This window comes from Exiguobacterium profundum (assembly GCF_001909285.1).
Classification (GTDB): Bacteria; Bacillota; Bacilli; order Exiguobacteriales; family Exiguobacteriaceae; genus Exiguobacterium; species Exiguobacterium profundum.
Genome location: NZ_MRSV01000001.1, coordinates 822,564 through 847,984, shown reverse-complemented (window position 1 = coordinate 847,984; position 25,421 = coordinate 822,564). Strand labels below are relative to the sequence as shown.

28 protein-coding genes are annotated in these 25,421 nt (G+C 46.6%); 7 read left to right on the top strand and 21 right to left on the bottom strand.

Annotated features, from left to right (window positions below; genetic code table 11):
• Nucleotides 1-86: 86 nt before the first annotated feature.
• Entirely contained in the window at nucleotides 87-1,568 is a 1,482-nt protein-coding gene (locus tag BBB58_RS04580; RefSeq protein WP_074035766.1) for a cryptochrome/photolyase family protein, read from the bottom strand.
• Between the two features lie 64 nt (nucleotides 1,569-1,632).
• Between BBB58_RS04580 and BBB58_RS04575 the strand changes: the two genes are divergently transcribed.
• Nucleotides 1,633-2,262: a class I SAM-dependent methyltransferase gene (locus BBB58_RS04575; protein ID WP_074035765.1), complete on the top strand. Its 630-nt coding sequence runs from the start codon at nucleotides 1,633-1,635 to the stop codon at nucleotides 2,260-2,262.
• Between the two features lie 108 nt (nucleotides 2,263-2,370).
• Here BBB58_RS04575 and BBB58_RS15305 read toward each other — a convergent pair whose 3' ends face one another.
• The 11 genes from BBB58_RS15305 to BBB58_RS04525 all read right to left on the bottom strand — a co-directional run bounded on the left by BBB58_RS15305 (nucleotide 2,371) and on the right by BBB58_RS04525 (nucleotide 11,077).
• Entirely contained in the window at nucleotides 2,371-2,883 is a 513-nt protein-coding gene (locus BBB58_RS15305; protein WP_244150775.1) for a GGDEF domain-containing protein, read from the bottom strand.
• A 24-nt stretch (nucleotides 2,884-2,907) separates the two neighbouring features.
• On the bottom strand, nucleotides 2,908-3,309 hold the full coding sequence (locus BBB58_RS15300; protein WP_244150667.1) for a GAF domain-containing protein: 402 nt from the start codon (nucleotides 3,307-3,309) through the stop codon (nucleotides 2,908-2,910).
• A 137-nt stretch (nucleotides 3,310-3,446) separates the two neighbouring features.
• On the bottom strand, nucleotides 3,447-4,142 hold the full coding sequence (locus BBB58_RS04565; protein WP_074035763.1) for an N-acetylmannosamine-6-phosphate 2-epimerase: 696 nt from the start codon (nucleotides 4,140-4,142) through the stop codon (nucleotides 3,447-3,449).
• Between the two features lie 5 nt (nucleotides 4,143-4,147).
• Nucleotides 4,148-4,951: a MurR/RpiR family transcriptional regulator gene (locus BBB58_RS04560; protein WP_012727332.1), complete on the bottom strand. Its 804-nt coding sequence runs from the start codon at nucleotides 4,949-4,951 to the stop codon at nucleotides 4,148-4,150.
• Between the two features lie 23 nt (nucleotides 4,952-4,974).
• Entirely contained in the window at nucleotides 4,975-6,513 is a 1,539-nt protein-coding gene (locus BBB58_RS04555) for a maltose/glucose-specific PTS transporter subunit IIC (RefSeq protein WP_074035761.1), read from the bottom strand.
• A gap of 116 nt (nucleotides 6,514-6,629) precedes the next feature.
• Nucleotides 6,630-6,908 carry a hypothetical protein gene (locus BBB58_RS04550; protein WP_012727334.1) on the bottom strand — a complete coding sequence of 93 codons (279 nt, stop codon included), beginning with the start codon at nucleotides 6,906-6,908 and terminating at the stop codon, nucleotides 6,630-6,632.
• 58 nt (nucleotides 6,909-6,966) lie between these two features.
• Nucleotides 6,967-8,016 carry a C45 family autoproteolytic acyltransferase/hydrolase gene (locus BBB58_RS04545; RefSeq protein ID WP_074035759.1) on the bottom strand — a complete coding sequence of 350 codons (1,050 nt, stop codon included), beginning with the start codon at nucleotides 8,014-8,016 and terminating at the stop codon, nucleotides 6,967-6,969.
• 63 nt (nucleotides 8,017-8,079) lie between these two features.
• Entirely contained in the window at nucleotides 8,080-9,816 is a 1,737-nt protein-coding gene (locus BBB58_RS04540) for a methyl-accepting chemotaxis protein (protein WP_074035757.1), read from the bottom strand.
• Nucleotides 9,817-9,913: 97 nt separating this feature from the next.
• Complete coding sequence (locus BBB58_RS04535) at nucleotides 9,914-10,369, bottom strand: hypothetical protein (RefSeq protein ID WP_074035755.1); 456 nt, start codon at nucleotides 10,367-10,369, stop codon at nucleotides 9,914-9,916.
• Nucleotides 10,370-10,380: 11 nt separating this feature from the next.
• A complete protein-coding gene (fabZ, locus tag BBB58_RS04530) occupies nucleotides 10,381-10,803 on the bottom strand; it encodes a 3-hydroxyacyl-ACP dehydratase FabZ (RefSeq protein ID WP_031422282.1) in 423 nt (140 codons plus the stop codon).
• 13 nt (nucleotides 10,804-10,816) lie between these two features.
• Complete coding sequence (locus BBB58_RS04525) at nucleotides 10,817-11,077, bottom strand: DNA-directed RNA polymerase subunit beta (protein WP_031422281.1); 261 nt, start codon at nucleotides 11,075-11,077, stop codon at nucleotides 10,817-10,819.
• A gap of 194 nt (nucleotides 11,078-11,271) precedes the next feature.
• On the opposite strand from BBB58_RS04525, the gene mscL reads away from it, so the two are divergent.
• Entirely contained in the window at nucleotides 11,272-11,652 is a 381-nt protein-coding gene (gene mscL / locus BBB58_RS04520; protein WP_074035753.1) for a large conductance mechanosensitive channel protein MscL, read from the top strand.
• Nucleotides 11,653-11,668: 16 nt separating this feature from the next.
• Here mscL and BBB58_RS04515 read toward each other — a convergent pair whose 3' ends face one another.
• From BBB58_RS04515 to BBB58_RS04500, 4 genes are all read right to left on the bottom strand, one after another.
• Nucleotides 11,669-12,772 carry a glycerate kinase family protein gene (locus BBB58_RS04515; RefSeq protein ID WP_074035751.1) on the bottom strand — a complete coding sequence of 368 codons (1,104 nt, stop codon included), beginning with the start codon at nucleotides 12,770-12,772 and terminating at the stop codon, nucleotides 11,669-11,671.
• A 60-nt stretch (nucleotides 12,773-12,832) separates the two neighbouring features.
• Entirely contained in the window at nucleotides 12,833-13,615 is a 783-nt protein-coding gene (locus tag BBB58_RS04510; RefSeq protein ID WP_074035749.1) for a flagellar hook-basal body protein, read from the bottom strand.
• 11 nt (nucleotides 13,616-13,626) lie between these two features.
• Nucleotides 13,627-14,400, bottom strand: a complete 774-nt coding sequence (locus BBB58_RS04505; protein ID WP_074035747.1) for a flagellar hook-basal body protein — start codon at nucleotides 14,398-14,400, stop codon at nucleotides 13,627-13,629.
• Between the two features lie 98 nt (nucleotides 14,401-14,498).
• A complete protein-coding gene (locus BBB58_RS04500) occupies nucleotides 14,499-16,454 on the bottom strand; it encodes a HAMP domain-containing sensor histidine kinase (RefSeq protein WP_074035745.1) in 1,956 nt (651 codons plus the stop codon).
• A gap of 186 nt (nucleotides 16,455-16,640) precedes the next feature.
• Here BBB58_RS04500 and BBB58_RS04495 point away from each other — a divergent pair, with 186 nt between their 5' ends.
• From BBB58_RS04495 to BBB58_RS15290, 3 genes are all read left to right on the top strand, one after another.
• Nucleotides 16,641-18,422 carry a sensor histidine kinase gene (locus BBB58_RS04495; RefSeq protein WP_074035743.1) on the top strand — a complete coding sequence of 594 codons (1,782 nt, stop codon included), beginning with the start codon at nucleotides 16,641-16,643 and terminating at the stop codon, nucleotides 18,420-18,422.
• Complete coding sequence (locus BBB58_RS15295) at nucleotides 18,403-18,846, top strand: LytR/AlgR family response regulator transcription factor (RefSeq protein ID WP_244150666.1); 444 nt, start codon at nucleotides 18,403-18,405, stop codon at nucleotides 18,844-18,846. Before BBB58_RS04495 ends, BBB58_RS15295 begins: the two co-directional genes overlap by 20 nt.
• A gap of 69 nt (nucleotides 18,847-18,915) precedes the next feature.
• On the top strand, nucleotides 18,916-19,182 hold the full coding sequence (locus tag BBB58_RS15290) for a hypothetical protein (protein ID WP_244150665.1): 267 nt from the start codon (nucleotides 18,916-18,918) through the stop codon (nucleotides 19,180-19,182).
• A gap of 64 nt (nucleotides 19,183-19,246) precedes the next feature.
• Here the strand turns inward: BBB58_RS15290 and BBB58_RS04485 are convergent, their stop codons facing one another.
• A complete protein-coding gene (locus BBB58_RS04485) occupies nucleotides 19,247-20,008 on the bottom strand; it encodes an SDR family oxidoreductase (RefSeq protein WP_074035741.1) in 762 nt (253 codons plus the stop codon).
• 188 nt (nucleotides 20,009-20,196) lie between these two features.
• Here BBB58_RS04485 and BBB58_RS04480 point away from each other — a divergent pair, with 188 nt between their 5' ends.
• Both BBB58_RS04480 and BBB58_RS04475 read left to right on the top strand, forming a co-directional pair.
• Nucleotides 20,197-20,703 carry a hypothetical protein gene (locus BBB58_RS04480; protein WP_074035740.1) on the top strand — a complete coding sequence of 169 codons (507 nt, stop codon included), beginning with the start codon at nucleotides 20,197-20,199 and terminating at the stop codon, nucleotides 20,701-20,703.
• 13 nt (nucleotides 20,704-20,716) lie between these two features.
• Entirely contained in the window at nucleotides 20,717-21,088 is a 372-nt protein-coding gene (locus BBB58_RS04475) for a VOC family protein (RefSeq protein ID WP_074035739.1), read from the top strand.
• A 41-nt stretch (nucleotides 21,089-21,129) separates the two neighbouring features.
• On the opposite strand, the gene BBB58_RS04470 is transcribed toward BBB58_RS04475, so the two are convergent.
• The 4 genes from BBB58_RS04470 to BBB58_RS04455 form a co-directional block, all read right to left on the bottom strand.
• On the bottom strand, nucleotides 21,130-22,116 hold the full coding sequence (locus BBB58_RS04470) for a rod shape-determining protein (RefSeq protein WP_074035738.1): 987 nt from the start codon (nucleotides 22,114-22,116) through the stop codon (nucleotides 21,130-21,132).
• 81 nt (nucleotides 22,117-22,197) lie between these two features.
• Entirely contained in the window at nucleotides 22,198-23,499 is a 1,302-nt protein-coding gene (gene murA, locus BBB58_RS04465) for a UDP-N-acetylglucosamine 1-carboxyvinyltransferase (RefSeq protein ID WP_074035736.1), read from the bottom strand.
• A 244-nt stretch (nucleotides 23,500-23,743) separates the two neighbouring features.
• On the bottom strand, nucleotides 23,744-23,962 hold the full coding sequence (locus tag BBB58_RS04460) for a DUF1146 family protein (RefSeq protein ID WP_031422262.1): 219 nt from the start codon (nucleotides 23,960-23,962) through the stop codon (nucleotides 23,744-23,746).
• Nucleotides 23,963-24,162: 200 nt separating this feature from the next.
• Nucleotides 24,163-25,353, bottom strand: coding sequence for an EAL and HDOD domain-containing protein (locus tag BBB58_RS04455; protein WP_074035734.1), 1,191 nt, complete (start codon nucleotides 25,351-25,353; stop codon nucleotides 24,163-24,165).
• Nucleotides 25,354-25,421: the final 68 nt, after the last annotated feature.

Genomic DNA, 25,421 nt, shown 5'->3' with positions numbered 1-25,421 from the left:
CTCACAGCTCCTATCGTAACGAACGATTGTAAAGACACGATAAAGAAATCGCAAAGTTTCATGAAGAGAACGTAAAAAAAACCGATTCACGGGGAATCGGTCAACGTCTGTTCGGCTTTCGCTAAGATATCGGATTTCACATCATCATCCCGTCCTTGCCAATTGCGGACCATCATCTTCATCCGCTGGTTTTTCGAGAATCGTTCCTCGTGACGATCGATGAACCGCCAATAGAGGGCGTTGAACGGACAGGCGTCGTCTTCTGTCGTATGTTTCGGGTTGTATGGACAATCTCGACAGTAGTCACTCATCCGGTCGATATATTTTCCGGAAGCGACATACGGTTTTGTGGCGAGCTTTCCACCGTCCGCATGAAGGGCCATCCCAAGAACGTTCGGTAAGACGACCCAGTCATAGGCATCGATGTACATCTCGTTGAACCAGTCGCTCGTCTGTTGCGGTGAAATCTCGAACAATGTCGCATAGTTTCCGAGCACCATCAGTCGCTGGATATGATGATTGTGGGCATGCGCGACGACCGGTTTCAAACTTTGATGCAGACAGTTCAAATCCGTCTTCGCATCCCAGAAGAAGGACGGTAAGTCGCGTTCATGCTTGAACGTGTTCACGTCTTCATAACCGGGCATGACAGCGAGATAGACGGCGCGCATATATTCCCGCCAACCGAGGATTTGCCGGACGAATCCTTCAATCGATGATAGCGGTGCATCCGCCTGACATGCCGCATCAACGACTTCTCGCGGTGTCAGTAGACCGATATTGATGGCAGCTGACAACAGGCTGTGCGACATCTCGGGTTCATCCGTCATCATCGCATCTTGATACGGGCCGAACGTCTCAAGACGCTCTTCTACGAACCGTTTTAGCGCACGTCTCGCCTCATGATGTGTGACCAGCCAATGGAACGGGGTCACCTCTCCTGGATGCTCCGAGAACGTTGACTCGACTTTTTCGATGACGTCTTTCGTGATCGAATCTGGACGGAAATGGATGGCAGATGGAAACGATAGTCCTTCTTTCGGTGGTTTTCGGTTATCCGTATCAAATGACCATTTTCCACCGCGAGGCTTCCCGTCTTCGAGTAATACGTCGAATCGCTTACGCATGTAACGATAAAAACGATCCATCCGCCACGGTTCATTTCCGAGCGTCTCGGTCGCTTCCTTTTTTGATAAGTAGAAGAGCGGGACATCCGTATGTTCGACAAGGTGATGTTTCTTACCGAACTGTTTCAGTTTTTTCGCCATCGGTTCGTCCGTGACGGCGGTGATATGAATTTCGTCCGGATTGTACTGTTTCACATGGTTGTCCCACGCCTCTTGGAACGAATCCGCTTCGTGGTAATCTACGGTATATCCTTTATCACGCAATTCTTCCGCAAAGTGGCGCATCGCAGAGAAGATCAGGACGAGCTTTTGTTTATGGTACGGACGCCACGATGCGCGTGATGTCGCCTCAATCATGACGATGACGTCATCTTCTTTCATATCCTTCAACATCGCAAGTTCGTGCGAGAGTTGGTTGCCGAGTATCCAAAATGAACGCATGTTGTTGACTCCTTTGTCTCATCGATGTGCTACAATCGAGCTACTTTCGAAGTGAGGTGATGATGTGTTACCACAAGTGCTACTGAAATGGATTGACAGTCAATACGAGAATCCAAGGGGTCCCGTCGGAAAGTATATCGGGGAAAAGATGGTACGCCAACACCGGGTCGAAGTCGAATGGACGATTGAACAGTTAGACATTCAACCTGGTACAACCGTTCTAGAGCTCGGGTGCGGGGCCGGCGATGCGATGGCGACCATCCTTCAACGACATCCTGACGTACATGTCATGGGTCTCGACCGTTCGAAGACGATTCTCGATTCAGCACGACAGCGTAATCATGCTTCGATGCAAACAAAACGGGCGAAGTTGATTCAAGGAGATATGCATCAATTTAAGATGATGGACGCATTCGTCAATCACGTGTTCAGCGTTCACACACTATATTTCTGGAGAGATGTCACGACCGTTCTGTCTGAAATCGAACGCGTCTTGAAACCGAATGGCACATTTGTCATCACCTACTGTGACGGGAAAGGTGATGTCGAATGGAACGACATCTCCGATATGATTCGGAATCAATTTATCCCCGCAGCGGTGAGTCTCGGATTCAAGGACGTATCAGTACAACGTGGACCGGACTCCCGTGATTATCATACGGTCGCCGTTATGGGATGCAAACCGAACTCTTAATCACTACCCGTTTTTTATTCGATCCTTTCACGCCAATCGGTTCGTTGGTGCTGAATGCGAAAACAGAAGGCTAAACCAATCGTAATCCATCGGTTTAGCCTTCTGACGTTATTTATAAAACTTGTACGTGTTTTTCCCGCTCGATTTAGATTGATACAGTGCAATGTCTGCCTCTTTCAATAATCGACCGAGGTCCGCCTGTTCGTCGGAATCATATTGAGCGATGCCGATGCTCGCTGATAACGGGAGATGGTCGTCCCATTCTTTCAATACAGACAAGATTTGTTCAGCATACCCAATGACAGTCTCTTTTGATAACGCATGTGCGATTTTAATAAGGAATTCATCCCCACCTAAACGATACACTCTCGAATCAGGTATCGGCTCCATCAAACGTCTCAGACGAAGCGCCACTTCTTTTAGGACAAGGTCCCCTTCATCATGACCGAATGTGTCATTCACCCATTTGAACCCATCTAAATCAATCAAGAACAGTGCCCCACCTTGATTCGGATTCGTCTCAAAATAGTTATTCAAGTAATGTCGGTTATAAAGATCCGTCAATTCATCCCGTGAGGCACGACGTTCGAGTTCTAAATAGTAACTGAACATACGAACCACGCGCTTCAACAAGCGGACACTTTTTTAATCGTACTGGGCGCTTTTATGATTGGCGACACAGAGCGTACCGAAAATATCCCCGTTCTTCGTCAGAATCGGGATTCCCAAATACGACTTGATGTTCACTTCGCGCAGTAATGCCTGAAGTCGCGTCGATTCAATCTGCGATTCGATGTCTTCATACATCAAAACTTCTCGTTGATTGAAATCGATTCGATTACATACCGTATCCTTCAAATCAAAGGACATGCCTTCTTCAAGTAGGATAGGAGAATCTTGTGAGGACAGTTTGAGTATATGTTGGGTGTCATTCTCAATTGACGTGAGATAGACTAGTTTATCTGGTACTATTTCTTTTGCTAACTCAATCAAGTCAATCGCTAGCTCATCGAAATTCCGATACATTTGAAACTCATATGAGTGCATATGGCACCTCCACGCTAAAAATCATCCACACTCATTATATCGAACAGTTTGGTCTTTCCCTGTACCGATATATAAAAAATACCTCACGACGTCCATCGCGTCGTGAGGTATTGAATAGCGTCCTGATTGATCCATTCTTACAGCGGACTCTTCACACTCGAAGTGAGCGCTGCATCGAATCGTGCCGTGATTTGATGCGGACGGGTGATGGCTCCCCCTACAACGACCGCGTGCGTTCCTAAATCCATACAACGCTTTGCCATCTCAGGTGTCAAAATATTCCCCTCGGCCACGACCGGCTGTGTCACGTGGTCTAACACATCTTTTAAAAACTTGAAATCATCATGGTAGAGAAGAGATCCTTTCGTTTCGTCTGTATATCCGTGCAAAGTTGTCGAGATATAGTCGAAACCAAGGCGATCCGCCTCAATGCAGTCCTCGAGGGTCGCGCAATCAGCCATCAACAATTGATTCGGATAAATCGAGCGGATAGCGTGAACCAGTTCTTGGAGTGACAGGTTTCCCGGACGAGGACGCTTTGTCGCGTCGAGCGCGATGACGTCCACACCGACTTCCATCAATTCCTCGATTTCTTTCATGGTCGCTGTGATGAACACGTCACTATCTTCATAGTCACGTTTGACGATACCAATAATCGGAACAGTCACGTGTTTTTTTATCTCTTGAATATCCCTCGCTGAATTGGCTCGAATTCCTTTGGCGCCACCTTGAACGGCCGCAATAGCCATCCGTCCCATAATGAATTCACTATGGAGCGGTTCACCTTCTAAAGCCTGGCACGAAACAATCAATCCAGTCGGTAACGTTATCATAATAGTTATTCACTTCTTTCTTTTAAACGATCAAGCGCTTTAAGTGTTTGTAGATAATGCGCTTTTAATGCTTCATTCGTCTCCATCAATGTCTTCGTCACCGCGTCGGCTGTGAAGAGAAGTGGGAGTTGTGTATTAATCAAGAATGCCTCACCGGAGGCACCGGCAGTCAACAACCGATAGTCGACAAGTTCAGCAAGTGGTGAATGTTGATAACCGACGAATGCAACTGTCGTACACCCCGACTCTTTCGCGAGTTGCATCGCCTGGACGACTTCTCGACTTTCTCCACTATTCGAAAAGGCAATGACTACGTCTTCTGACGTGACAATCGATGCGTCCATGACCATGCTGTGACTGTCGAAAGCGGTAGTCGCCAACAATCCCATCCGTCTCAATCTGTATTCCATTTCCTGTGCCACTAGTCCGGCGTTGCCTAATCCGTATAAGTGAACGGATCGGCTCGATGTAATCTCTTTACAAATCGCAAGTAGTTCATCCTGATCAATTAAATGAGCGGTCGTCTGAATCAATTCAATGTATGACCGCTGCATCGGTTCGAGCGAAGTCGTTTGGGGCAAATTCGTTTCCGTCAACGTCTTTTGCATCATGAGCTTCAGTGAACTATAACTTCCCACTCCGATTTTTTTGCAAAACCGCGTGATTGTCCCTGGTGAAGTCGCAATCGCATTTGCTAAATCGGTAATGTTCATTTCGATTGCCTCATTCATGTTTGCCATCAGATAATCCGCAATCTTTTTTTCACTGCCCGTCATTTCTGAATACACGTGTTTTATTTGCTCCCACACGGTTCTTCCCTCCAACACATTCGTTATTCGCCCCGGCCTAACGCCTCTTGGACTTCATTCTTAATAATTGTAACAGAAGGACCGTAGATTACTTGAATTCCATTCCCTTTTTGAACCACCCCGTGAGCGCCCGTCTCTTTCAACAAGTCTTCGCGGACATGTTGATTGTCGTTGACGGTGACGCGGAGGCGTGTCGCGCAGCAGTCGACCGTCTCAATATTGTCGTCGCCACCTAGTGCCGCAATGATGGCTGACGTACGATCCGACGCCGCAACGTCTGCTGTTTTCACTGTCTCATCCGATCGTCCAGGTGTCATGAAATTGAACTTTGTGATGAGGAAACGGAACGTTACATAGTAGAGCAAGAACCAGAAGGCACCGATGACCGGTACGAGCATCCAGTTCGTCTTGTCATTCCCTTGTAAGACCCCGAATAAGATAAAATCAATGAACCCACCAGAGAATGTTTGACCAATCGTAATCTCAAAGATGTGAGCCATCATAAAAGCAAGTCCATCAAAGATAGCATGTACTAGATAGAGGACCGGAGCGACAAACAAAAATGCGAATTCGAGTGGCTCTGTGATTCCCGTCAAGAATGAGGTGAGTGCTGCCGAGAACAAGAGCCCGAACACGACTTTCTTTTGCTCCGGCTTTGCACAGTGATACATGGCAAGCGCCGCACCGAGAAGACCAAACATCATCGTAATGAATCGACCCGACATAAATCGTGCTGTTCCTTCATAGAATTGTGTCGTGTTCGGGTCAGCCAACTGCGCGAAGAAAATCTTTTGTGTTCCTTCGATCAATGTTCCGTCAATGACCATCGAGCCCCCGAGCCCAGTGGTCCAAAACGGAATATAGAAGATATGGTGCAATCCAAATGGTCCAAGCATCCGAAGGACGAACCCATAAATGAATGTTCCGATATATCCTGTTTTTTCAACGAGACCACCTAACGAGAAAATCCCGTTCTGCACCGTCGGCCAGATGAAGTAGAGCCCAATCCCTACACCAATCGCAACGAATGACGTGATGATTGGGACAAAACGTGATCCGCTGAAGAACCCGAGGAACTGTGGAAGCACTTGCTTGTTGTAGCGGTTATGCAAGAGCGCCGTGACAATCCCAATCAAGATCCCACCGAACACACCAGTTTCAAGCGTTTGAATTCCGAGCGCCATTCCTTGACCGACACTCGCTAAGTTCGTTTCCATCAACTCTCCAGTAATCTGAAGCATTGCGTTGATGGTCGCATTCATAATCAAATACCCAAGCATCGCCGCCAATCCGGCCGTTCCTTTATCAGACTTCGCGAGTCCGACAGCGACACCGATGGCAAACAACACAGCCAAGTTCGCGAATACGATCGAACCGGCAGCCGCCATAATAGTGAATAGATGTTGCAACCAGTCGATGTCGAGGAACGGGTACGCTTGCACCGTATTCGGGTTAGACAAGGCGCCCCCAATTCCTAACAGTAGTCCAGCGGCCGGTAAGACAGCAATCGGCAACATGAACGATTTCCCGAATTGTTGCGCTCGTTCAAAGAGACGTGACATGAATAAATCCTCCTTAAAATCATTTTCACCTGAATCATAATATGAAAAATATTTTTATGCAAGCGTTTACGGTAAAAAAGATTTTAAAAAGAGTGACCTCGTTTGGTCACTCCAGATTACCCTCGACTTTTCCGCGTCAACGTCAATCCACCAAATCCACTGATGACAGCGATGTAAAATCCTAAATCATAGAACCAGCCGGTATTGTTCACTTCATACACACGATACGTATCATTGAATAATCCTAAAATGAGTGAGATCGGTGCAATCCATCCGTGCCAAATACCCCAGAAAAAACCTGCCGGATCCGTCGTGTACGTCCCGTCACCCGGAACACAACCTCCGAGTAGTGTAACAAGTGTCAGCATGATGAGTATGATTCCAAATCGTTTCATCTTTCATCCCTCCTATAATGGGTATTCCCGTTTCTCCTAAAAAAAGCACTGACAAACGTCAGCGCCAAAGTTGAACCGTATTCGCAAACTCGATATCTGTCGCCAATTCACCGTCAAGTGCATGAAGATCGAAATCTTCCCCATCGAGCCATTTTTGGAAGTCGAAGATGACCGGGTCACGGTCTCCACCGAGCGCAAACCAGGTCTCGAGCGTTTCAGGGAAATAAGCAGCCGTATGAATCGTTCCCGCCCAACTCTTGTACAATTCTGAAAAGACGCCCTTGTCGGTGTCGTTCATGAGACGGAATGCGCTCTCCGCATCTTGAATCAAGTGTTGCACGACTTTGATTTCCATCATGCGACGAGTCGAATCATCAAGATGATAGCGATTCTCGTGTTGCAGTAGTTCAAAATGGTTTGTACAGATATTCGATTCCCGTACTTTGATGTCTCGAGGCGTCGCCTCGATTACACGTGTTTTCGATGATTTGTCATGGACGACGTATGTGAATGACCCACGATGCGGAATCTCTTTTAATAAATCGACTGCTTCTTCCACCGTCGCACATGTTTCTAGAATGATTCGTCCAATCATTTGACAGACAAACCCGTCCCCGGGTCGACGACGATTGATGAAATTGTAGCCCATGGCAAGTCCTTTTTCATTCATTCCGTCCATACGTCCGGTGACACGAGAGACCGGTCCGATGACCGCATACCCGTCATCCGGTTGAAAGACGTTGTATCGACCGTCATACGTCATCGGGTGATAATCGTAATTCCGAACGAGAAAGTTATCCCCCGTCAAAATCGAACAGCCGCTGATTGGATTGTTGACTCGAAAATGTCCGAAATGAAGTAACGTGTCATTGAGCGACAGCTTCAGCTCATCTTGTAACCCAATCAACTCTTCCCAAATCTTTGGAGCAAATTCATCGAAGGCAGCCTTTGCCTCAGTGGCATCAATCTCAAATCGCGGAACGCGTAGTTTCCACTGATCCGTCCGATTTTCGAGCAATTGACTGCGCTTAATATATTTTCCTTGAAATCGTCCGAAGTCATAATGACTTCCCCGAAACTGTGTCAGTTCACTAGAGAAATGTTGCATGAAAAAACCTCCCTTGCGCCCATTATAGCGGACGCACGAGAGGTCTGTCTGAAGTGAGACTGTTTATAACTTGAACTGTTGACTCATTCGTTGCATGTCCTCTGCCGTGCTCGACAAATCTTTTACGAGACGATTCATCGTCTCACTCGTCGCCGACATCTGTTCCGTCGAAGCAGCCACTTCCTCATTTCCGGCCGTACTTTCTTCTGAAATCGAAGCAATTTCAGACAGTCCATGTTGAATGTGGTCCTGGTTCGTCTTCACTCGATCGAGTTGGCCACGCATCGAACTCGTCAATTGTTGCATGTGACGAACGCTCTGTTCGATTTCAGTGAACGCACGCTTCGTTGATTCAAGTGTCGCTTTCCCTTCCTCTGCAGCCGTCATGCTCTCTGTAAAGGTTTGACCGAGCGCAATCGAGTTTTGTTTGACGCTTCCGACGATTTCCGAAATTTCACTGACAGACTCAGCGACACTATCCGAAAGTTTCCGAATCTCCGAGGCGACGACGGCAAACCCTTTTCCGTGTTCACCGGCCCGAGCCGCTTCAATCGCTGCATTGAGTGCAAGCAAGTTTGTCTGTTGTGAAATTTGACGAATCATCGTGACCAGTTCCGTCACCTCGTCCGCTTGTTGTTCAAAGTCGCGGACTTGTCCTTGTGATGTTTTCACTTGCGCATGAATGTGAGTCATTTGATTGACGGCACTCTCCATGTAACGTAGACCATCCATCGTCACCCGACTGACGACTTCCGCCTGCTCACTCACTTGTTCTCCGTCTGATGTCGTTTGCTCGACAAGTGTCGAAAATTCATTCATATGTCCGTAAAGACGCATCGTCAAGACACTTTGATTCTCAACACCGCTTGCGATTTCTTCCATCGTATAGGCAATTTGGCGAGAGGCATCATTTACCTCTTCTGAGATACCTGAAACGTTGCCACTCTCATCCCGTACCGTCTGTGCTGACGTTTGAATGCCGGAAATCAAATCTTTTAACATATGTGTCATCTTATCCATCGATACCGTCAGACGTTTGATTTCGTCATTAGATTTTAACTTAATACCTTCAACCGCAGTCGTCGCTGTCGCCAAATCACCTTCAGCAATGGATGTGGCCACACGTTCTAGCGCTTGAAGTGGACGCAATTTCCAGCCAAGATAACGCCAGATGATGATTCCCGAAACGACAAGGAGCACGAGTAAACCGATTAAGATTGGAACTAAACTCTCTTTTAAGACATCTCCTGTAATCGCGGAGACCTCAGTAGCAGCTTTATCAATTCCGAGTACCCCAACTACCTCGTTCCCTTGTTTAATCGGGACGAGCACCGTCACATACTTCCCGTACTCCGGATCATCGATGACATCGGTTGCGACGGTCTCACCTTGGAATGCGGGCGATGCTCCTTCATACGTCATCGCTGTAGTCGGAGACCCGATTTCTGCGGCATCCGCTTCGCTCAATCCGTCCACGATCATTCGAACTTCCTCACCCTCTGTGGCGATCGTGTATACATACATCGCTCCAATTTGCTGACGATATGCATCTAAATATTCACGAAACTGCTCATACTGCTCATTTTTTGACGGATTCGCTACGAAGGATGCATAGGCATCGACATCCAATGATTCACTAATCCGTTCACCATCTTCAATTAACGTCGCATGTAACGTACTGAGTACGGAATGCTTCGTACTGAAGTATTGCACTACTCCAAACAAAATGATGAGCAACGTGACGAAGACCAACATTGATGCTAGAATGCGCGTCTGTAACGACTCTGATTTCTGTTTCATCTCAAAATTCCTCCATTCTCTCCTTACTCTTTTTATCGGATAGAATAGACTTATCTCCACAAAAAAACAGGCGATTTTCGACAACATCGCCTGTTTCTTATTCACCATTTGTCGAATTAATGACTTCGAGTGGTATCGTGATTTCCGATTCACCTTCTTCAACGAGATGGAAGAGTGGAAGTGTCTCTGATACGAACAGATCCGGGTCTACGTCCGTCTGATACTCATACGTCCGAATATCCTCTTCACGCTCTGCAATCAGTTCACCAAACGGAATCGCAACGCGTTCGCCTTCGACCTCATAACTCATGACCGTCGTCGGATCAAGACGACGATTTTCGAGCATTCGAATCGTGAAGAGCATCGTCGTGTTATTCGTTCGCTCAAGAGAAACGGCGATTGCATCGGACTGTCCTGCACGTTTATCAATCATCGTTTCATCCACATTTTGTTCGTAAACGACGTTCTCTTCACTCGACTCTTCTGTCTGGAGCTGCTGACAACCCACAATCGTCATCAAGCCAACTAATAATACAATGACTAAAGCACGCATCCCATTTCTCCTTACTTCAAGGCGAAAGTGAGTTCTGCTTCACAAGCAACTTCTCCGTCGACCGTGGCCACGGCACGTCCTTTACCAATTGGTCCACGAATTTTCATGATTTCTACCTCGAGGCGAAGTTGATCACCCGGGACGACTTGGCGTTTGAAACGGCAGTTGTCAATCCCTGCAAAAAAGGCGAGCTTGCCTCGATTCGATTCGTCTTTCAACATTGCAAAAGCACCGACTTGTGCGAGTGCTTCAACAATCAAGACACCTGGCATGACATTATAGTCTGGGAAATGCCCGTTAAAGAACTCTTCATTCGCCGTGACATTTTTTAATCCAACAGCACGCTTCTTTTCCTCGACTTCGATAATTCGATCAATTAACAGAAACGGGTATCTGTGTGGGATTACTTCTTTGATTTGCTCAATTGTATACATCCATCCACCGCCTTTAAGAGGTTAGCCAAAAATCGGTGATATGGCGCCAGGTCTCGATGTCAAATACATCTTTCCAATCGCCTCCGCCAATGACGCTATATCCGATGACCGCTCCGAGGGCGAGCATCGCGATTGCCAACACTAAAACAACGAGCACGCGCAGTAAAATCGGGAATCGACGATGATTCGATAATCGCGATTGCTTTTTCTGCTTCGTCTCTTGTTCTGGTGAACCTTTTTGTTCTTCCGAACTCGTCTGTTCATCGTTCGCCACGTCCAACCATCCTTTCAGCTAAAATGATTATATCATATTAGTACCTGGTATTAAAATGCGTAAATTGCTACCTTTTTAGTGTACCCTATGCAGAAAAGTCGAACAAGCATCCTTCCCTGATAGAAGTCGAACGATTTATTTCTTCCCTTTCAAATATGCTACGCTTAGACTATTCAACGTCAGGAGGTTTGTCTATGTGGAATGAATTTAAAAAATTCGCAATGCGGGGGAACGTCATCGACTTGGCGATTGCTGTCGTACTTGGTGCAGCGTTCACTGCAATCGTGAACTCACTCGTCAATGATATCTTTATGCCGCTTCTCGGAATCATTATTGGAGGAATCGATTTTTTTAGCTTAAAAGCAAGTGTACTCGGAGTGGACGTGTTATATGGCAATTTTATTCAACAGATTGTGTCCTTCTTCTTGATCGCCATCGCCCTCTTCTTGATTGTCAAAGTCATCAATCGTTTACAGCGTGAAAAAGAAGTGGAGGAAGCTGCTATTCCGACCCCAACGAAAGAAGAGCAACTGTTGACAGAGATTCGTGATCTGCTAAAAGATCGTTCTTTATGAATGCGAAGGCGCCCGACTACTGTCGTGGCGCCTTTTCAATGACATGACGCACGCGTTGGACCGCATTCCTCAATAGTGGAGCTGCTTCCCAAATCGCTTCTTCTAACGTCATGATCCGAGACACGATCGGAAAAATGGCGACGATGCCGGACTCCATATGCGATGTGTAATCGGACTGTCCGGTGAAGACGAGGGTCGGGACCCCGCGCGTATGTGCAAGGCGCGCCAACCCATACGGTGCCTTTCCCTCAAAGCTTTGCGCGTCAAATTTACCCTCTCCTGTAATCAGCCAATCTGCTTTTTCTAACTGTTCTTCGAGCTTAGACCAACTGACCACTTCTTCGATGCCACTCACGTAGGTTGCACCAAGCTGCAATAGTGCAAAGCCGATGCCGCCAGCCGCCCCTGCTCCAGGAAGTGCTCTTCTATCCACTTCAAAACAGTTCGCGTAGTGATCGAGGATCCGGTCATATCGCTTCACTACATCTGCCGCCAATCCTTTCTGGGGTCCGAACACATAGGCTGCTCCGCTTCCACCAATCAATGGGTTCTGTACATCGGAAGACATTCTCCATACGACCTCGCGCGCACGCGGATGAAGACCGGACCAATCAATTGATGCCACTTCTTCTAGTCGATGGGGAATGGTCGATAACACAGCACCGTTCGCATCAAGAAAACGAACACCCAACGCCTCAAGCAATCCTTTCCCACCATCCATAGTTCCGCTCCCTCCGAGCCCGATGGTGATGATCTTCGCCCCACGCTCTAGCGCTTGAACGATCTGTTGACCGACTCCGACTGAACTGTAGCGCCACGGATCGACATGAGCGAGGAGTGTCAATCCTGCTGTTTCCGCCACTTCGATTACCGCGTGCCTCGTTGACGGCTCGAAACCAAAACGTGCAACGCGCTGTATTCCATCCAAGCACACGACATTTTCTTCTATAATGGTTCCTTCTGCATGTGTCGCAATCCAAGCATCCAAAAAACCTTCTCCTCCGTCAGAGATCGGTATGATGGTGACCTCATGCCCTTCAAGCGCACGAAGGACCGCTTGATTTGCTTCCATACTCGAAAGTGAGCCTTTGAATGAATCCATCGCGACTACAATCCGCATTGATGCTTCTCCCCCTTTGTCTATAAAAAAACCGCTTCTCGGCTCGAGAAGCGGTATGCGTTATGGACGTAACGCCGTGACAAGCCCCATCATCTGATCGCTCATTGACATCGCCCGTGAGTTCATTTGATATGCTCGTTGTGTGATTGTCATATCAGTCATCTCTTTCGTCAAATCAACGTTCGATGACTCGAGTGTCCCTTCAATCAATAGATTTCCGAGTGGACGATCGACTTCGGTCTCCAAATCCGCTGCGAACACGTTATCTCCGAGCGGACGTAATTCCGACGTATTGCGGACTTCTACGATGTCGAGACGTCCGAATTCTTGTTCAACGCCATTCACACTCGCAACGACCACACCGTCTTGACGAATGCGCTGATTCGTCGCATCGTTCGGCATCGTGATTGGATTACCGTCATCTCCAAGAAGCGGATTCCCGTTCACATCAACGAGCGTCGTCTCGTCACCGACTGACAATTGCATGTTTCCACTTCGAGTCACCCCGACACCGTTCGGCGTAACCAAGACAAAAAATTGACGGCTCGCCTTTAAAAAGACGTCCAATCCACGATCTGTCGTACGTACTTGTCCGATATTGAACTGCTGTGTAATATCGGCGACATGTCCCCCGACTCCAATCCGAATCCCGTTCGGTGTGTCTCGACCGACTTCGAATTCGGGACGCGGTTGGTTGTTATACGCCTGCGACAATAGCGAAGCAAAATGCCCCTGTTGACGCTTAAAGCCGACCGTATCGACGTTTGCGATATTGTGACCTGTCACATCTAATTGACGCTGAAGTTGAGACAGAGAGTTGACCGAGTTATAAATGGACTGCATGGTGTTCCTCCTTAACGAATACGAGCGATTTCGATTGCTCGCTCGGCACTTTTATCATACGCTTGGACGACCTTTTGATTCGCCTCAAACTGACGATACGTCATCATCAAGTCTGCCATCGTCTGGTCGAGGTTGACGTTCGCTTCTTCAATAAATCCTTGTAGTACTTCGACCTGGGCCGGCGCCGGGGCATCACCCGTCACACGCCAGTCATTGCCGACTTGTTCAAGAGTCGTCAAGTCATCGATTTGGTAGGCACCAAGAGTCGCCACGTTTTGTCCAAGCGATGTGATGACACCATCTTTCCCTACTTGAAACTCGCTCGATGGCAGTTGGATTCGTTCCCCTTCATCAGAAAGGATATATCCGCCGTCCGCAGAACGAAGGAAGAGCGCCTCATCGATCGAGAAGCGTCCATTTGTCGTATACAACGTCTCGCCGCCTTGTTCGACTGCAAACATCGGGGCTCCCGCAAAATCAGTAGGTGCCTTTAAATACAAGTCGGTCGGGCTACCGGATTCTGTGATACTTCCAGCTGAGAAACGGGGCATTGTTTCTTGAAGATAGACGCCCATTGATAGGGTACCTACTTCTCCCTTCACGCGCGATTTCGCGTTATCCGGATTGCTGACTTGTGCAAGAAGCATCTCCGGAAACGAACGTACCACGCCATCAGACGCTTTGAAGCCTGGTGTTCTCACGTTACCAAGGTTGTTGCTCAAAATCTCTTGTTGGCGCTGCAGGGCATTCATCGCTCCCGCTGCTGTATATAATCCGCGTAGCATAATCGTCTTCCTTTCATCCTATAACATGATTCACTCTCTATATCGTACCAAACGAGCGTGACATTCAACGTTTTTTCAAAAAAAGTTCATCCCATAAATTAGGATGAACTCTCTTCATTGACATGGTCGACCATCGGTAACTCGACAATCATCGTCGTTCCTTCTCCTAGTTGAGATTGAACAGAGATGGTACCACCGTGCAGTTGAACGATTTCTTTACAGATTGCTAAACCTAATCCGGTTCCACCAATCCGTTTACTTTCTTCTGATGCCGAACGATAAAATTTATCAAAGATTCGTGCTGCATCTTCTTCCGAAAGTCCTAACCCTTCATCCGTGATCCCGATTTGAATCGTGTCATCTTCACACGTGACATCGACTGTCACATTCCCACCTCTTGGAGAATACTTGATGGCATTGTTCAAGATGTTCGAGAAGACTTGACGTAATTGGGCCGGATCTCCCGCGACAAATAGCGATTCTTCACAATCAAAGTGGAAGAAATGATGCTCTGTCGACCCTGCGTGGATTTCGAGGAGATCTGATAATAAATCGTATAGACTCTCTACTTTAAAGTCAGGTACGCTCATACCCGCCTCCATTTTTTGAATTTTTTGCAAGTCACTCACGAGTCGTTCGAGCCGCTTTGTCTCACTCGCAATCATGTCTAAATAGCGCTCTCGCTTCGTGTTTTCCAATTGACGACTTTTGAGCAGTTCTGAAAAACCGAGAATCGAGGTAAGGGGCGTCCGAAGCTCATGGGATACTGTCGCCACAAGTTCTGTCTTCAAGCGATTGACTTCTGTTTCCTGGGTAATATCTCGTGAGACGAAGATGACACCCACACGTTCATTTTGAAGATCAATCGGTTCGGCGTACATGCGGATCGTTTTCTGACCCTCTTGCATCGTATAGGTGAACGTTTCGTCGAACATGCCTTCTTCTTTAGCACGCTTCGTGAAACCGTTCAATCCCTCTTGATCATCAATCTGGTTCATGAACATCGGATAGTACATCGCAATTGGGTATAGACTGCCCCGTTCTGTAGTCGGAATCGGATGTTCATATAAGTCAAAGAGCGCACTGTTACCAAAGCGTTCATTCGTTTTGAGTTCCGTATAGACGATAGAATCGCGCATCGTGTGCAAAATTCGAGCGGTCTTCTCACGTTCGAGATCGACTTGATCTTGTTGGGTCCGAAGTGAGGTCGCCATCTCATTAAACGCTTTCGACAACTGTCCGACTTCGTTTTGTAGCGGTTTAATCGGGATGAGTGTCGCGCTCGGGTTGCTCGCGAGACGCTCACTGTTTACCATCAGCGTCTGCAGTTGATTGGTCAACCTTAAAATATATGGCTGCAACCCGACAAACAATATGAACAATGCCCCGAGTAGAATCAAAAGCCAAATCCATTGGGCTTTCACTAACTGTTTTGATAGCGCATCTCGCAATTCACTTTCTTGAAAATCAAGATTTTGTCGATAGTCGGTAAAGACCGACTCCATATCGACGATGCTCGCACTCATATCGGCAGCACTACTTGAGTTCAGTTTAAATCGCGTCTGAGTCGATGTTTCATTTTTTTGCATGAATTGCCCTACGGTGCGCATCTGCAGGAACGATTCATCGATTTCTCCTGCCTGCTTCGCAACCACATATTGTTCAAGTGCCGGCATGACGCGTGTCGTATAGATCGAGAAGAGAAGTCTTGCATCTTCTGCGAACTGTACTTCTTCCGCGTTTCTTGCCTGTTCTTCGAACCATGTCGTTTGCTCGTCGATGTTCGTTTGAGCCGTTCTTACTTCTTCTAATAGCGCACGTTCTCCTAACAGGACGTGCCCTCGTAATTCATATTGCATCGATTGCCACGTTTCAAACAGGTCTGTCGCCCGTGCACGTTGCTCACTGATTCGTTCTAATTTTACGGTCGTCTCTTGAATCGATTGCTGTGTATAAAAATAGGTCCCAATCGATGTGAGTGTCACTAAGGCAATCAATATATAGAAAATCGTCATAACTTGTCGACTAATGCGTTGTTCAATCCAACGTTTCATGGAATGCCTTCTTCCTTCACTCTTAGAATGCCTCACTTCGTACGGTGAATGACTTTTTAAAAACAAACAAAAAAAGTTCGGGTACGATGATGAGACGGAGAGTCACTTCAAAAATTCATTCACCTATTAGAAAGAATAACGGAATGACCTCACAAAAAACTCACAAAGATTGAAGGGAATGTGTTCATGACGCGTAATCGAATGACGTTTATCCTCATCCTTGTGATGTTGGTTGGCGTCAGTCTCACTTTATTGATTCGACATCAGTCAATCAATCCGATCGTCACCGTTAACAAGGGCGAAGCTTCTCTTCTCTCTTCTACTGTCGACGAAGAGATTTTGCGACTAGACGGCTCATGGCGCTATGAGTCAGGGATTGTCACCCAAGTTGATCGCCGCTCCTATCGAACCATTCCGTTTACAACCCCTTATCGTGAATCTACCTATGAACTCGATATCGCGTTGCCAACCGGTACGTATGCCTTGCTCATTCCAAAGTCCCTATCCTCCTCTACGATTTTGATAGATGGGAAAATGGTTGAAACGATACAAATTGGAAACAATCGTCTCGTCGAGCAGCCGTCTCTGCTCTTGCTCGATGATGAGACAAAACAATTCCGACTGACGATTCAACATGAACGACAGGCAGGTAATTTCGCACCCATCGAAGAAAGTATATTAGTCGGACCGTTACATGCCATCATGACCACTCAAAACGCTTATGCCGGCTACGAATTTTTCATGTTGCTCATTTCACTTTTGATTGCCATGTTCTATGCCATCGTCTATCTCTTTCACCGAAATGAACGGTTGTATGGTTTCGGAACAGCTTTCTTTTTGTTGACGAGTTTTTCAATCATGTCCCGAGACGGCATGTGGATCTCGGGTAGTGATAAGTTGACGTTAAGTTTAGCCATACTGAGTATCATCATGTTAATCGAGTTTTCGCGATGTTTGGAACGTGTGTCATTTGACCGGTTTTTGGCCATTTCGAGATATCCACTATATGGATTGACTGTACTAGCCATCTTCCTGCCCTCTTCCGTTTACGAAGTGTATGAATACTTTGTATGGATGATCGTTTTATTTATCACGTTCTTCTGGGTCGGATTGAATATTGGATGGCTTCTTGAAAAGTACAAGACAGGCAATCCGCTCGAGTTACTAACTTTCACACTCGCCCAACTCGTCGGGTATATCGGAATCATGACGTCGACGTTCATCGTCTCGCCCAATCAGCAATTATACGCCAATACGTTTACCATCATCTATTTCCTATTGATGTTTTTGCTTCTACCGATTCACCTGTCTAAAAAAAAAAGAAAAAAACAACAAGTTGAAGCGTTGGCCTCTCAGCACGAGATGTCCTTCTTTAACGCTCAAATCAAGCCTCACTTCCTTTACAATACGTTTGGAAATGTGATTGCACTCTGTTACACGTCTCCACCCGATGCGGCTCGTCTACTCAGTCACTTGAGCACTTACGTCCGCTTCATTTTTGAAAATGGTCGAACCGAAAACGAGATATCGATTCGCCAAGAAGTCGATATGATCGACTCGTATCTCGCCATTGAACAGACGCGATTCCGTGATTCGTTCTACGTCGAGAAAGAAATTGATGAATCTCTTCTCGACTGTTCGATTCCACCTTTATTAATTCAACCACTCGTTGAAAATGCCGTGCGACATGGTCTCTATCGACACCCAGGACAAAAGCGATTGACACTTTCTATCCAGGAACGAAACGGAATGATTGAGATTTATGTTCAAGATACAGGGAGTGGTTTTGATCCAAACGTATCAAACAAAACATCTGGGATTGGGATTTGCAATATTAAAAGTCGAATCGAACACCTTCATGGTGCAACGTTTGACTTAGCAACCACTTTGAAAAAAGGCACCACCATTCACCTGCGTTTACCAAAACAGGAAAGGACGAATCATCTAGATGCGTACGATTTTAATTGAAGATGAACATCATATTTTAGGGATGATGGAGCGGATTGTAAAAGAGGAGCCGTCTCTTGAGTGGATTGGTTCATTCCAAAGTCCGGTTCAAGCTCTCACTTTTATTCAAGAGCACCCGGTAGACCTTGTCTTTTTAGATATCGAGATGCCTGAAATGACGGGGCTCGAATTGGCGACCTATTTGCCGGAACGGACACAAGTCGTCTTCACGACCGCCCATCAACAGTATGCCGTTGAAGCGTTCAATTTGCATGCCACGCATTACTTGTTGAAGCCCATCACAGAGCAGATGATTCATAACGTCATTCCGCGTATCATCCAGCGCTATGAGGCGATTCAACAAAAGAATCTCAATCAATCTTGTCGCATACAATTTCTAGATCGTTTTTCGGTACGAACACAAGATGGAAATCTTGTGAAGTGAAAAAAACAAAAAACAGAGGAGTTATTTGCCTACTTAGTTTTTCATCGTAAGCAGGTCATTAATAAGTGGGTGCTTGCCGAAACCCTTTACCCGGACATCGATGAACCACAACGCGCCTTACACAACGTATACAACACGATTTATCGATTGAAAAAGACGTTAGCTGAACATGAACTCGATATAACTGTTAATACAATAAATAATGGCTATTCTATCGAACTTGGTGATTCCTGTGCCTGTGATTATTACGATTGGCTTGATGCACCAAATCCTTCAATTTCTAAAAAAGACTTAAAAAATCGTTTATTTGTTGATAAAGACTATACATGGCATTGAAAAAAGACATCTCACACTTAAAGTGAGATGTCTTTTTTTTATTGTATCCATCGAACGTTCTCTATTAGCGCCCAGTAAACCCTCCGTCAACGTGAAGATGTTGGCCATTCACCCATGCGCCGTCCGGGCCCATCAAGAAAGCGACGAAGCGAGCCGTATCTTCAGGCGTCCCCATTCGCTTGTAAGGAAATAATGGTAGCAAGTGTTCGCGAAGTTCGTCATTGATCCAACCCGTATCCGTCGGTCCCGGATCGAACGCATTCACCGAAATGCCGTATTCTCCTAATCCATTCGCCAACGCAGGTGTGATGGCAATCAATGCACCTTTCGTTGCGATGTAGGCCAGGTTATTCGCATCCGGTCCCCCCGATACGAAGAACAGGATTCGCCCATCTTGATGTCCCGCTTGTTTATAGCGCTCAATAAACGCAAAGGTGAGTCCGAGTGTCCCTTCGTTATTCACCAGGTAATGTTTTCTCAATACGTCGATTGTAAAGTTCTCAACGTTGACATGTCGCTCATAGGTCGCGTTATGGATTAGCCTGCTCGGTATACCAAGTTTAGCTTCCATTCGATCAAGTAATCCGACCTCGTCTCCTGAAGCCAAATCGTATGCCTCATGCTCGACACGGGTCCCTTCTTCAGTCAGTTCTTGAACCAATCGTTCGATGAAGCCAATTTCTTCCCCGATTCCTTCTTTAGCGTCAAACGGACTCCAGTGCGTCAAGTACAAGTCATGTCCTTCAGAAGCAAGTTTTCGCGCAATCGCAGCACCGATGCCTTGATTGCGACTGACGCCAGTAATGAGTGTAAGTGGTTTGTTCATGATGTCCTCCGATTCTATTTGATTATTCTGTTCAGTCTATTAGTGAATCGGTGCCATCATGATTCCCCTCTCATTGATTAATGATTTCATTATATACAATTTTTTCCACGAATGACCTATATATTCGTATCCTCTTTAGATATGATGGACATATATGATTCATCACATCGGTATTGGGAGGCGCTTACTTGAAAAAGTTGATCATAACGACATTTTGTACATGGATATTGAGTGCTTTGCTCTATGCTGCCTTGACGGATGAATCATTTGTCACGCTTACCCAATCCGTCGACGTCAATCAGAACGTGTTGGAGCGCTACTTGACAACTCAAGTCATGTCTCCTAATTTCGGTGGGGATGTTTATGCCAGCTATCAAATCCTCGGGACGAGTACGACTCGACAGGAAGTGTATGTATGGGTGCTTCTACAAGAATATTATCCTAACCATCAACAACTTGAGCGAGGGACCGGAATATCTGCTCCAATCGTCTTACACATTGACCATTCCTCAGGAGTCTCTCGGATTGTCAATCATACGTTACCTCGAGATGGCTCATATTATCCTAGCGACTTACATACCCTATTCCCATTACATATTTCTATCGGCTTAATGTCTCACCCAACAAGACTTACCAACCGTCTCCAACGTCAACTTGAATCAGAGTTACCCCTTCCTGTTTCAAATACATATTGAAAGGATGAATCCCATGAGCCTCATTCAACAAATCAAACAAATTTACATCCCTGTCAAAGAGTTAGACCGTGCCGTTCAATTCTATCGAGACACGCTTGAGGTACCCTTTCTCTTTCAAGCAGGATTGCTCGCATTTTTCGACTGTGGGGGCGTTCGCCTCATGTTGTCCCCTCCAGAGAATGATGTTTTGGCAAAATCAAGTCCAATTCTCTATTTGAGTATCGCATCCATCGATGACGCTTATGCTCAGTTGAAAAATGCAGGAGTGACTTTCATTGATGAACCAAACTGTGTGGCAAAAATGGGGACGACAGAAACGTGGATGAGTTTCTTCAAAGATTCTGAAGGCAACGTGTTGGCACTCGTCTCCGAAATATTGAGTTGAACATACAAAAGACAAGCGACCGCACGCGGTCGCTTGTCTGTTTATTTCAATCGATCTAAGTTTTCGAGCATGATTCCCGTTCCGTGCGCGACACTGAGTGTCGGCTCCTCGGCCATCATGACCGGCAACATGACACGCTCTGCGACGAGTTGGTCAAGACCGTGAAGGAGTGATCCCCCACCTGTCATGATGATTCCGCGGTCGATGATATCCGCTGCAAGTTCTGGTGGTGTCTGTTCAAGGACACGCTTCGCTGCTTCGACGATTTCATTAGCTGATTCAGCCATCGCTTCACGAAGTTCTTCTGACGTAATGGTCACCGTACGAGGCAATCCACGTACCATGTCACGTCCACGAATATCCATCGATTCGTTACGCCCTCCTGGGAAGACCGTCGCGATTTCTTTCTTGATTTGTTCAGCCGTACGTTCTCCGATGATCAGCTTGTGCTTCTCTTTGATGGCACGAAGGATGTCCGTATCGAAGCGATCCCCTGCAATCTTGATAGTCTCACCGCAGACGATGTCTCCCATTGATAAAATGGCGACGTCGGTCGTCCCACCACCGATGTCAATGATCATGTGACCAACCGGCTTCCAAATATCCATGCCTGAACCGACTGCCGCAGCTTTTGGTTCGACGGCGAGGAAGACTTCTTTCGCGCCAGCTTTCTCAGCAGCTTCACGAATGGCTTTTGCTTCAACCGGCGTGACGTTCGCAGGTGTACAAATCAGCATGCGGATGCCTCCGAAGAAGCCTCGGACTTGAATTTTCTCGATGAAGTGACGGAGCATTTCTTCTGTTGTGGCGAAATCGGCGATGACTCCGTCACGAAGAGGACGGATTGCCACGATATCACCAGGTGTACGACCAACCATCTCATACGCTTCTGAACCGACTGCTAGTACTTTTCCTGTAGAGCGTTTTATCGCAACGACTGAAGGTTCGTCTAAGACGATTCCTTTCCCTTTGACGTGAATGACAACGTTTGCTGTCCCTAAATCAATCCCGATATCTTTTGAAAACATGATGTATAGGTTCCTCCGTTCGTTTCTTCATTGAAAAGAGCGAGAAGAGTCTCTCCTCGCCCTCTAATTCGTGCTCGTTTCTTAGTTCTGAACCATTTCTTCAGCAACTTCGACAGTTCCTTCAATACGCTCGATGTCAGCACCGAGTGCTTGAAGTTTCTTGTGGAAGTCAACGTATCCACGGTCGATATGATATAAATCTCCAACGCGTGTCTCTTCTTCCGCGATGAGACCTGCTAGAATAAGTGCTGCTCCGGCACGAAGGTCCGTTGCGACAACTTCCGCTCCTTGAAGGCGTACGCCACCTTTGACAATTGCTGAACGTCCTTCAATCTTAATGTCCGCGTTCATACGACGGAACTCTTCGACGTGCATAAAGCGATTCTCAAACACCGTTTCCGTGATGACAGATGTACCGCCCGCTTTCAAGACGAGTGCCATCATTTGTGACTGCATGTCTGTCGGGAATCCTGGGTGTGGCATCGTCTTCACATCAACCGGCTTCAATTCGTCTGGTGCCGTGACACGCATGCCTTCTGCCGTATCCTCGAAGTGGACACCCATTTCTTCCATTTTTGAAATCAATGGACGAAGGTGCTCACGTTCTGCACCGATGACTTCGATGTCACTACCTGTGATCGCACCAGCAACGAGGAACGTACCTGCTTCGATGCGGTCTGGAATAATCGAGTGTTCTGCACCGCGAAGTGTTTCTACACCTTCGATGCGGATTGTTTCTGTACCTGCACCGCGAACGTGTGCGCCCATTCCGTTTAAGAAGTTCGCAAGGTCGACGATCTCAGGTTCTTTTGCAACGTTCTCGATGATAGTCGTACCCTCTGCAAGCACAGCTGCCATCATGATGTTCTCTGTCGCACCAACAGATGGGAAGTCCAAGTAGATTTTAGCGCCTTGGAGACGGCCTTCTACAGAAGCTTCTACGAATCCGTTTCCGATGACCGTTTTCGCACCCATCGCTTCGAATCCTTTTAAGTGGAGGTCAATCGGACGTGAGCCGATTGAGCATCCGCCCGGCATTGCTACACGAGCGTGACCGAGACGGGCAAGAAGAGGTCCCATGACGAGGATTGAAGCACGCATCTTCCGCACGTACTCAAGGGGTGCTTCATCTTTGATGTCGCCCGACGCATCGACAGTTACTTCATTCTTTTCTTCATTGAACGATACCTCTGCACCGAGGTGACGAAGTACTTTGTTAATCGTGTACACGTCAGCAAGACGTGGTACGTTTTGTAAGATTGACTTTCCTTCGCTAGCTAATAGAGTGGCAACCAATGTTTTGAGTACGGCGTTTTTTTTTCCCTCAACGCGCACAGTACCTGACAGTTTACGTCCTCCACGGACTACGATCAAATCCTTCATATCTCTCTTTGTCCTCCAACTTCATTGTTTTTTTATATAGTGCGTCGATATCCGAATCCGGATGTGATGATGTCGATTATTTGAATGGTTTGCAAAACGTGATGATTTTTCATTCATTAATCAATCTGAATAATAAATAAGTGCAAATTGAAAGAAAAAAACATCATGTCAGACGAATTTATCCTACATGATAATCATATAGGAGTCGTTACAGCAGGATTACAGTTTGTTAAATATTCTGCGACTACTGTATAGGTGCGAGCGCCTGCGCCAGTCGAATGTACTCCAAAAAGAACTGGGCAATCAGTGAACCGAAGACAACCGCTACGAGAACGCGCAAGACAGCAGCTTGCGGACTCCTCACTTGATTGAGCAACTTATCCCATTTGACGGGTAAGAGTGCCCACCAAGCGACGTAGATCGCTATGATATAAATCGCTAGCGAAAATACGGTATTGACCATCGACGATTCCCCTCTTTTCTAAAATTCGTACCATTTTCAATCATATCATGACATGTTAGAGAAAAAAAGACTTAGGGTCTTAAGCTTCGAGCGGTTTGAACCATTCGATCAACTCACTTTCTCTACAAGCACACCAAAAGGGACGTCATTAGCAGTAAGGCCTTACTACAGTAATTGACGCCCCTCACATATTTCAAACATTATTCAATCGATTCGTCAAGGCTGCGAGACCAGCGAATCGCTTCGACGTAATATTGAGACCAATCCGAATCTGTGTTATGGAGTGGAATCGTCAACTGTTCGTAGTCGATGACATCCTCTAACAACTTTCGCAAACCGTTCTGTTCACCGAGTAACGCTGCCTTTACAGGAGGCGCCACCGGAAGCTCTGCAATCAACGTTTGCATCGCCTCATCGAGTATGACGTCGAGTGATGAAAAGATTCCCGTAATGAATGCATCAAACGGTAATACATCTGTCAATGTATCCTCCGCAATCAACTCCATCATTTTTCCGCGAATGACACTCTGTTTAATCAGTTCTTTCGATTCAGACGTCTGCATCTCTCGAAGAAGCATCAAATAAGACCATCGTTTCAACTCATCTAGTCCGATTCGTGCGACGGCTTGCTCGATTGATTCAATCGTTCGACGACCTTTTTGATACACCGTATTGACCGTACGGAGCATCTTATAAGATAGGTCGACACTTCGCTCAATTTGCGCTGAAATCCGTCGAAAACTCGGTTCCGGACGATCGAGCTCTTTCAACATTTCAATGAGCGTGTGACGCAACGGATGCACTTCGGCCCCGTGCACCACGATGGGACGACTAAAGAAGTACCCTTGGAACATTTTATATCCGAGTCGTTTCGCAATCTCATACTCTGCGGGTGTCTCGATTTTTTCCGCCAAAAATTCGACTCGGTGTCCGAGTGCATCAATCAATTTTTGCTGTTGATCGATTGGGGTCGCTTGATAGTCGATTTTGATGATGTCGGCGAGTCCAATCAATGGGCGATATTTCTCTTCAAATACGAAATCATCCAGTGCAATCGTATAACCTTGACGTCTTAACGAGCGGAGAGACTGTAATACTTTCTCCGTCGGTTCGACATGTTCGAGCACTTCGACGACGAGCGATTGACGTGGTAGCAACGAAGGCACTTCCCCTTCAATCAACGTCTGAGGGAAATTGATGAACGCGCGCGTCCCTTCTGTCAATTCCCGAAAATTGAACACAAGGTAAGCGTTATGAATGACGTCAGCTGTTGCCAGCGAATCATCTACGTTCTCAAAAATATTATTTTCGCTGCGGCGATATAACAATTCGTAGCCGCAAACGCGTAATTGTTGGTCAAAAATTGGTTGTCGCGCAACGTAAACTTTCATTCCCTAATCTCCTTTACGGTAGTTCCCACCTTTATTATCGGTCTTCTTCCATATATTTTTTACTAGTC